This is a genomic window from Burkholderiales bacterium (assembly GCA_013695435.1).
Classification (GTDB): domain Bacteria; phylum Pseudomonadota; class Gammaproteobacteria; order Burkholderiales; family JACMKV01; genus JACMKV01.
The window spans coordinates 22,149-30,673 of the sequence record JACDAM010000149.1 but is presented as its reverse complement, the minus strand read 5'-3'; the positions used below and the strand labels follow the sequence as shown (position 1 = coordinate 30,673).

At 60.1% G+C, this 8,525-nt stretch carries 8 protein-coding genes; 6 read left to right on the top strand and 2 right to left on the bottom strand.

The window, feature by feature from the left end:
* Positions 1-2 precede the first annotated feature (2 nt).
* Together gatA and gatC are read right to left on the bottom strand one after the other, a co-directional pair.
* Positions 3-1,556 carry an Asp-tRNA(Asn)/Glu-tRNA(Gln) amidotransferase subunit GatA gene (gene gatA, locus H0V78_07875; protein MBA2351695.1) on the bottom strand — a complete coding sequence of 518 codons (1,554 nt, stop codon included), beginning with the start codon at positions 1,554-1,556 and terminating at the stop codon, positions 3-5.
* A 2-nt stretch (positions 1,557-1,558) separates the two neighbouring features.
* On the bottom strand, positions 1,559-1,846 hold the full coding sequence (gatC, locus tag H0V78_07870; GenBank protein MBA2351694.1) for an Asp-tRNA(Asn)/Glu-tRNA(Gln) amidotransferase subunit GatC: 288 nt from the start codon (positions 1,844-1,846) through the stop codon (positions 1,559-1,561).
* A gap of 186 nt (positions 1,847-2,032) precedes the next feature.
* Here gatC and H0V78_07865 point away from each other — a divergent pair, with 186 nt between their 5' ends.
* From H0V78_07865 to H0V78_07840, 6 genes are all read left to right on the top strand, one after another.
* Positions 2,033-3,076, top strand: a complete 1,044-nt coding sequence (locus tag H0V78_07865; GenBank protein ID MBA2351693.1) for a rod shape-determining protein — start codon at positions 2,033-2,035, stop codon at positions 3,074-3,076.
* 80 nt (positions 3,077-3,156) lie between these two features.
* Positions 3,157-4,056 (top strand): rod shape-determining protein MreC, encoded by a 900-nt coding sequence (gene mreC / locus H0V78_07860; protein MBA2351692.1) that lies wholly within the window; start codon positions 3,157-3,159, stop codon positions 4,054-4,056.
* The gene (mreD, locus tag H0V78_07855) at positions 4,056-4,574 is read left to right on the top strand and encodes a rod shape-determining protein MreD (protein MBA2351691.1); all 519 of its coding nucleotides are present in this window, start codon (positions 4,056-4,058) and stop codon (positions 4,572-4,574) included. Before mreC ends, mreD begins: the two co-directional genes overlap by 1 nt.
* The gene (gene mrdA, locus H0V78_07850) at positions 4,571-6,475 is read left to right on the top strand and encodes a penicillin-binding protein 2 (GenBank protein MBA2351690.1); all 1,905 of its coding nucleotides are present in this window, start codon (positions 4,571-4,573) and stop codon (positions 6,473-6,475) included. Before mreD ends, mrdA begins: the two co-directional genes overlap by 4 nt.
* A complete protein-coding gene (rodA, locus tag H0V78_07845) occupies positions 6,357-7,559 on the top strand; it encodes a rod shape-determining protein RodA (protein MBA2351689.1) in 1,203 nt (400 codons plus the stop codon). Before mrdA ends, rodA begins: the two co-directional genes overlap by 119 nt.
* A complete protein-coding gene (locus H0V78_07840) occupies positions 7,556-8,515 on the top strand; it encodes a septal ring lytic transglycosylase RlpA family protein (protein MBA2351688.1) in 960 nt (319 codons plus the stop codon). Before rodA ends, H0V78_07840 begins: the two co-directional genes overlap by 4 nt.
* The last annotated feature ends 10 nt before the right edge of the window (positions 8,516-8,525 follow it).

Below are 8,525 nucleotides of genomic sequence, written 5' to 3'. Positions count from 1 at the left end.
CCTTACAACCGCCCCCACCCTAGCCCTCCCCCCGCTTGGGGGAGGGGGATATTCGGGGGTATTTTTGATGCCAAGGCTACGCTATCCTCGGGCACGCGCAGGTGCCAATCCGTCGCCTGCTGATACTGGTGCGCGACGTTTAGCATCTTTGCCTCGCTGAAATAATCGCCGATGATCTGCAGGCCGACCGGCCGACCGCCGTCGCCGAAGCCGGCCGGAATCGACATGCCGGGGAGGCCGGCAAGATTGGCGGCGATCGTGTAGATGTCGGACAAATACATCTGCACCGGATCGCCGCTTTTTTCGCCGAGCCTGAACGCGGTGCTCGGCGTCGTCGGCCCCATGATCACATCGCACTTCTGGAATGCGTCGGCAAAATCCTGCGCGATCAGGCGGCGCAGCTTCTGCGCCTGAAAATAGTAGGCGTCGTAATAGCCGTGCGATAGTACGTAGGCGCCGATCAGGATGCGGCGTTTGACTTCGGCGCCGAAGCCCTGAGCGCGCGTCTTGCGATACATGTCGTCCAGATTGCCGTACTGCGGCGCCCGATAGCCGTAGCGAACGCCGTCGAATCGCGACAGATTGCTCGACGCCTCAGCCGGCGCGAGCACGTAATAAACCGGGATCGAAAGCTTGGTATTCGGCAGGCTCAGATCCACGGTTTCGCAGCCGAGCTTGCGGTATTCGGCGATCGCCAGATCGATCGCGCGCGCCACATCGGCGTCGACGCCATCGGAAAAATATTCGCGCGGCAAGCCGATTCTCAGACCGGCAATCGGCTGGTTCAGATCGCGCGCGTAATCTTCCGCCGGGCGCTCGATGCTTGTCGAATCGCGTGCATCGAAGCCTGCCATCGCGTTCAGCAGCAATGCCAGGTCGTCCGCGCTTTTTGCCATCGGCCCGCCTTGATCGAGGCTGGAGGCGAACGCGATCATGCCGTAGCGCGAAACCACGCCGTAGGTCGGTTTGAGCCCGGAGATGCCGCACAGCGCCGCGGGTTGCCGGATTGAACCGCCAGTGTCAGTTCCGGTCGCTGCTGGGCACATGCGCGCAGCGACCGCGCACGCCGAACCTCCCGAGCTTCCGCCCGGCACATACGCCGCATCCCACGGGTTCTTGACGGCACCGAAAAACGAGGTCTCGTTGCTCGAGCCCATGGCGAATTCGTCCATATTGGTTTTGCCCAGACTGACCATGCCAAGTTGCTTGAAACGTTCGACGACATGCGCGTCGTACGGCGAAACGAAGTTCGCCAGCATCTTCGAGCCGCACGTCGTCAACCAGCCCTGCGTGCAAAAGATATCCTTCTGCGCGAGCGGGATTCCGGTCAGCATTTGCGCTCGTCCGGAGGCGAATAAAGCATCGGCTTCGGCGGCTTGCACGAGACTTGCTTTGTGATCGACCGTAATGAAAGCGTTGTAGCGTGGATTCAGCGTCTTGATGCGGTTCAGAAACTCGGACGTCAGCTCGATACAGGAGATTTTTTTGGCGTGCAGCAGGCCGGAAAGTTGACGCAAACCGAGTTCATGAACGCGGGAAGAGGCAGAACTTTGCATGGCTATTCGATGACTTTGGGCACGAGATACAGTCCCGCTTCAACTTGCGGGGCGACCGTTTGAAACAGCGTGCGCTGGTCAGGTTCGGTCGCAATGTCGTCGCGCAGGCGAGCGACCATGTCGCGGGCGTGCGCCATCGGCTGGATACCGCTCGCATCGACTGCCTGCATTTGCTCGATCAGGGAAAAAATGCCGGCCAAGTGGTCGAGCATGGCCGCGGCTTCGCGGTCATCGATTTCGATGCGCGCAAGCTCGGCGACGCGTTTAATATCGCTCAGAAAAACAGGCATAAACTACCGGCTATTTTGTTGGCGGCCAGGTTCGTCGGACACGACCGATTCGATTGCTGCGCAGACTCGTGCGGCAACTCAAAACTTGTTGAATAGTTTGATGTAAAGACTTATGCGCGCACGATTTGTAAGTTATCATATTTCGTTATTTCACGCACCACTCATTCACGCACGGACGGACTCGTTATGTTTGGATTTTTAAGCAATTATTTCTCGAACGACCTCGCTATCGATCTCGGTACCGCGAACACGCTGATCTACGTGAAAGGTCACGGGATAGTGTTGAACGAGCCATCCGTCGTCGCAATCCGGCAAGGCGGCGGTCCGAACGGCAAAAAAGTGATTCAGTCGGTCGGCCTGGCGGCGAAACAGATGCTCGGCCGCACGCCGCACAATATCACCGCCATTCGGCCGATGAAAGACGGTGTGATCGCCGACTTCACGGTCACCGAGCAGATGCTGAAGCAGTTCATCAAAAAGGTACACGATTCGCGCTGGTTCAGCCCGAGCCCGCGCATCGTGATCTGCGTGCCGTGCGGTTCGACGCAAGTCGAACGGCGTGCGATCCGCGAATCGGCCTACGGCGCCGGCGCGCGCAAAGTTGAACTGATCGAAGAGCCGATGGCGGCGGCGATAGGCGCTGACTTGCCGGTCGAAGAAGCGACTGGCTCGATGGTCGTCGATATCGGCGGCGGCACGACCGAAGTTGGCGTGATTTCGCTCGGCGGTATCGTTTATTCAGGTTCGGTGCGCGTCGGCGGCGACAAATTCGACGAAGCGATCATCAATTACATCCGGCGCAACTACGGCATGCTGATCGGCGATCCGACCGCTGAAGAGATCAAGAAGGAAATCGGTTCGGCCTTCCCCGGCTCCGAAGTCAGGGAAAAAGAAGTCAAGGGACGCAACCTCGCCGAAGGCATACCGCGCAGCTTCACGATTTCAAGCAATGAAATCTTGGAAGCGCTGACCGACCCCTTGAATAGCATCGTCAGTGTCGTCAAGTCGGCGCTCGAACAAACTCCGCCCGAACTCGGCGCGGACATCGCCGAAAAAGGCATGGTGTTGACCGGCGGCGGCGCGCTGTTGCGCGACATCGACCGGTTGTTGATGGAAGAAACGGGATTGCCGGTGATCGTCGCCGAAGATCCTTTGACTTGCGTAGTGCGCGGTTGCGGGCGCGCACTCGAAAGAATGGATACTCTGGGAACGATTTTTACCGACGACTGAGCGTATTCCAGTTTTGCCGCGTTCGCGCCGGTTGCCCGATTGGCAAAAGCGCGGCAGTTGTTTGAGCGCCCGCTGAATCGATGGAACACCAACCGCCGCCGTTTTTCGACCGAGGCCCAAGCTCTGCTGCCCGCCTTGTTTTCTTCGCGTTGCTGTCGATCGGCCTGATTATCGCCGACGCGCGCCTCAAGTATCTCGACGTCGCGCGCCAGAGCATCTCGTTCGTCATCTATCCCTTGCAGCGCCTCGCCGTATCTCCGGTGCAAGTCTATCACCGCGCCAGCGATTTTTTCGTCTCCCAGACCGATCTGCAAAGCGAGAACGAACGGCTCGCCGAACAAAACCTGCTGAACGCCGCGCAACTGCAGCGGCTCGATTCGCTCGAATCCGAGAACGATCATCTGCGGCGCTTACTCGATGCCAAACCGCGCCTCGGGCGATCGGCGCTGATGGCCGAAATCCTGTACGCAGGCCGCGATCCGCTGACGCGCAAGATCAGCGTCGATAAAGGAGCGCAGCACGGCGTGGCAGCCGGACGCGCGGTCGTCGACGAGGTTGGCGTGATCGGGCAGGTCACAAGTGTGCTGCCGTGGATGTCGGAAGTCACGCTGATCACCGACAAGGAACAGGCCGTGCCGATCCAGATTGCACGCAGCGGTTTGCGCGCCATCGTATTCGGCGCGGGCCAGGAAAACACCCTGGATTTGCGCTATATCCCGGTCGATGCTGACATCCGCATCGGCGATCAATTGGTGACCTCCGGACTCGATGGCACCTACCCGGCCGGGTTGCCGGTCGCCGTCGTGTCGAACATCGAAAGCGACGCCGCCTACTCGTTCGCCAAAATAACCTGCACCGCCGCGGCCGGCGTAAGCCGCCATCGCCAGGTGCTGATTCTGTCGGTCGAGCCGTTGCCGCTCGACAAGGCGGAGGGCCGCCGACCTTCCATGCAGGCCAGCGAATCGCCCAAGGAACCCTGATGCAAGCGCGGCCCAGCCGGCAGGAAATCCTGCTGCCAGTCAAGTTCAACGTCATCCTGATTACGCTGATTCTTGCGTTCGTCCTGAACCTGCTGCCATGGTTTGGTGTCGGCCGCCTCCTGCGTCCGGATTTCGTTGCGCTGGTTCTGCTGTACTGGTGCATACACCAGCCGCGGAAAATCGGGTTTTTCGGCGCATGGATGCTCGGCTTGCTAATGGACGTCGTGGATGCCAGCCTGTTCGGGCAGCACGCGCTCGCTTACTCTTTTCTCGCTTATGCCGGCATCGTCATGCATCGCCGCGTGCAGAACTTTGCGCCGGTCGCGCAGGTGGTCTACGCGGTGCTGGTTTTGTTCGGCGCCGAACTCATCATGTTGATCGTCCGCCTTATGGGCGGAGCGAGTCTGCCCGGCTGGGATTATTTCAGCGGCATTCTAACCGCGGCCCTGCTGTGGCCTTTATTGAACGTCATGCTCAAGATTCCGCGGCGGACGCGAGCTGAACTGGAACGCTCATGACGCGCGGGCCAGAGATCAAAAACGCGCAGGCCGAACTGCATCGCTTCCGCGTGCGCCTTGCGATCGGCGGCTCCCTCGTGTTGCTGATGTTTGGCGGTTTGTTCTCGCGCTTTTTTTTCCTGCAAGTCATGCAGCACGAGCACTATCACACGCAAGCTGAAAACAACCGGATTTCGATCGTACCGGTGGCGCCGAACCGCGGTTTGATCGTCGACCGCAACGGCTCGGTTCTCGCCCATAATTATTCGGCCTACACGCTGGAAACCACGCCGGGCAAAATCCGCAATGTCGACAAGCTAATCGGCGAACTGAGCGCCGTCGTCGATATTTCCGCGCGCGACCGCAAACGCTTCAAAAAACTGCTCGAAGAAAGTCAGGATTTCGAGAGCCTGCCGATACGGACGCGGCTAAACGATACGGAAGTCGCGCGCTTTGTTGTGAACCGCTACCGCTTTCCCGAAATCGAACTGAAAGCGCGCGCCTTCCGCCACTATCCGAAAGCCGAACTGGTTTCGCACGTGGTCGGTTACATCGGCCGCATCAACGACAAGGATCAGGCGGCGCTCGAGGCAAGCGGGCAAGCGCCCAATTATCGCGGCTCGCTGCATCTCGGAAAGATTGGGCTTGAGCAGAGTTATGAAAAAGCGCTGCACGGCAGCGCCGGGTTCGAGCGCGTCGAGATCGATGCCGGCGGCCGGATCGTGCGGGCGTTAAGTCGTACTCCGCCGGTTTCAGGCAACAATCTTGTTTTGTCGCTCGACGTGCGGCTGCAGGAAATCGTCGAGCAGGCGTTCGGCGACCGCCGTGGCGCTTTTGTCGCGATCGAACCAGCGACCGGAGAAGTCCTCGCGTTTTTGAGCAAGCCGGGCTACGACGGCAATCTGTTCGTCGATGGCATCGACTCGCAAAACTGGGAGGCGCTCAGCACCTCGCCGGATCGCCCGCTCAGCAATCGCGCGCTGCAAGGCACGTATCCGCCGGGTTCGACCTTCAAGCCTTTCATGGCGCTGGCCGGCCTCGACCTTGGCAAACGCACGCCGCAAACGACGATCAGCGATCCCGGCTTCTTTTCGCTGCCAGGCCATTCGCATCGTTACCGTGACTGGAAGCTGAGCGGCCATGGCATCGTCGATCTGCACAAATCGCTGGTGATTTCGTGCGATACCTATTATTACGGCCTCGCCAACGAACTTGGTGTGGATGCGATCAATAACTACATCGGCCAGTTCGGCTTCGGCAGGAAAACCGGTATTGACGTCGAAGGCGAATCGACCGGTATCCTGCCTTCGACGGAATGGAAGCAGAAACGCCATAAGCAGAAATGGTTTGCCGGCGACACGATTTCGGTCGGCATCGGCCAGGGCTACAACATTGCGACGCCGCTGCAGCTTGCCCATGCCACGGCGGTCATCGCCAACAATGGCAAAGCCATGAAGCCGCATTTTGTCAAGCAGATCCAGGCTTTCGGCAGCGACCAGCCAGCCGACGTCCAGCGGGTTCCATTGAATACGATTCCGTTCAAGCCGGACCACTTGCGCCGCGTCCAGGCCGCGATGGTCGATGTGACGCGCACCGGCGGCACGGCAGCCAAAGCCGGCGCCGATGCCGGGTACGTGTTCGCCGGGAAGACGGGGACGGCGCAAGTGGTCGCGATCAAACAGAACGAGAAATACGACGAGAGCAAGGTCGCCGAACGGCATCGCGACCACGCCTGGTTCATCGCCTATGCGCCTGCCGAGAATCCCAAGATCGCGGTGGCGGTACTGGTCGAAAATGGCGGCCATGGCGGCTCGAGCGCGGCGCCCATTGCGCGCGTCGCTTTCGATTATTACCTGCTCGGCAAGCGCCCGGAGACAACCGCAATCGAGTTCGAAGAAGACGACGAGGCGCAAAGTGATTAGTCGTGTCTATCGGATTCTGTTCGGGCATATCGACGGCTGGCTGATGATCGCCGTGGTGCTGTTGCTGGCGGCCGGGCTGACGGTTCTGTACAGTGCGTCGGGCGAAAGCATGGCGCGCATCGAAACCCAATTCATCAACATGGCCGTGGCATTTATCGCGATGTGGGTAGTCGCCAATATTCCGCCGCGCTATCTGATGTCGCTTGCGGTGCCGATGTATATCGCCGGCCTGCTGCTGCTGCTCGGCGTCGCCCTGTTCGGCGAGATCGTCAATGGAGCGCGCCGCTGGCTTGATATCGGCGTCGCCCGCATCCAGCCCTCGGAACTGATGAAGATCGCGCTGCCGGTAACGATGGCCTGGTACTTCAACCGCTACGAAGCGGTGCTGGGCTTCCGGAATTTCTGCGTTGCCGCCCTTTTGCTGATCATTCCGGTTGCCCTCATCGCCAAACAACCCGATCTCGGCACCGCAATCCTAATTTCGGCTTCCGGCTTTTATGTCTTGTTTTTCGCCGGACTGAGTTGGCGCGTCATGATCGGCCTCGCGGTTATCGCCGGCGCCAGCCTGCCGGTGCTGTGGTCGGTCATGCACGATTACCAGCGCATGCGCGTGATGACGCTGCTGGATCCGACGACCGATCCACTGGGCGCTGGCTATCACATCATTCAGGCGACGATTGCGGTGGGTTCCGGCGGGTTGACTGGAAAGGGTTGGCTGAATGGCACGCAGACCCACCTTGATTTTCTCCCTGAGCGCACCACGGATTTTATTTTCGCCGTGTTTTCCGAAGAATTTGGACTCGTCGGCAATTCCCTGCTGCTGCTCGGCTTCATGCTCGTCATCGCCCGCGGCCTGGTCATCGCCGCGAACGCCACTACACTGTTTTCGCGCTTGCTGGCGGGTGCCATCACGATGACGTTTTTCACCTACGCGTTCGTCAACATGGGCATGGTCAGCGGCATCCTGCCGGTGGTCGGCGTTCCGTTGCCGCTGATCTCCTACGGCGGCACTGCGCTGGTCACGATTTTCCTGGGCTTCGGTATCCTGATGAGCATTCAGACGCATAAGGCGCGGGCGAATTGAGCGCGCTGCCGGAAAAGCAGGGGCCGCTGCCTGCGCGCTTCGCCATCGGGATTGCCCTCGCTATTTCCGGCTGCGTCACCGCCCCGCCGCCGCGGACTCCGCCCGCGATTGATCCGCAGGCGACACATGAGTCGCCTGCGCCGCAGCCACCGAAAGGCGTCTATTACAAGGACGACGGCCCGGACGCAAAGCCACGCTCGAATCTTGACAGCATCCCGGATGCGCAACCGAAGGCCGAAGCCCTGCACCGCTACGCGAATCGGCCTTACGCGGTTTTCGGCAAGAATTACGTTCCGGCAAAATCGCGAGCGCCGTATAGAGCTCGCGGCGTCGCATCGTGGTATGGCAAGAAATTTCACGGCGAGCGAACGTCGTCCGGCGAAATTTACGATATGTACGCGATGACGGCTGCGCATCCGACATTGCCAATTCCGGGTTACGTGCGCGTTACGCGTCTGTCGAACAATAAATCGGTCGTCGTGCGCGTCAACGACCGGGGCCCGTTCCATGGCAACCGGCTGATCGATCTTTCGTATGCGGCCGCCTACAAGCTCGGCTTTCTCGATGAGGGCAGCGCGCAGGTCGAAGTCGAAGCGATATTGCCGGGCGAGCGTGCCATCGCAAAGCCGGGCAGCACAGAAGCAGTAGCGGCCTCGATCGACGTCGGCGCCCCCGCCGCAGTGGGCAATCCAGTGGCCGGGAAGGCCGAACCGCCGGCGCCGATCTATCTGCAATTCGGGGCCTTTGCCACGCGCGCCAAAGCCGACGAACTGCTCGCGAAACTGCGCATCAAGCTAGGCGGAATGGGCGCGCTCGGCGATGCACTGCAGATTTTCCTCAAGGACGGCTTGTACCGCGTACACGCCGGGCCGTACTCGAGCCGCGATTCGGCATTGGTGGCGGCTGGCAAGATCAAGAGCCGCGCTGCGATCACCCCGGTATTGACAGTACGATAAGCTCCTGATC

Excerpts from the sequence above, each read along its gene's own strand:
- gatA (MBA2351695.1), bottom strand. The coding sequence starts at position 1,556 with ATGCAAAGTTCTGCCTCTTCCCGCGTTCATGAACTCGGTTTGCGTCAA.
- gatC (MBA2351694.1), bottom strand. The coding sequence starts at position 1,846 with ATGCCTGTTTTTCTGAGCGATATTAAACGCGTCGCCGAGCTTGCGCGC.
- H0V78_07865 (MBA2351693.1), top strand. The coding sequence starts at position 2,033 with ATGTTTGGATTTTTAAGCAATTATTTCTCGAACGACCTCGCTATCGAT.
- mreC (MBA2351692.1), top strand. The coding sequence starts at position 3,157 with ATGGAACACCAACCGCCGCCGTTTTTCGACCGAGGCCCAAGCTCTGCT.
- mreD (MBA2351691.1), top strand. The coding sequence starts at position 4,056 with ATGCAAGCGCGGCCCAGCCGGCAGGAAATCCTGCTGCCAGTCAAGTTC.
- mrdA (MBA2351690.1), top strand. The coding sequence starts at position 4,571 with ATGACGCGCGGGCCAGAGATCAAAAACGCGCAGGCCGAACTGCATCGC.
- rodA (MBA2351689.1), top strand. The coding sequence starts at position 6,357 with ATGGCGGCTCGAGCGCGGCGCCCATTGCGCGCGTCGCTTTCGATTATT.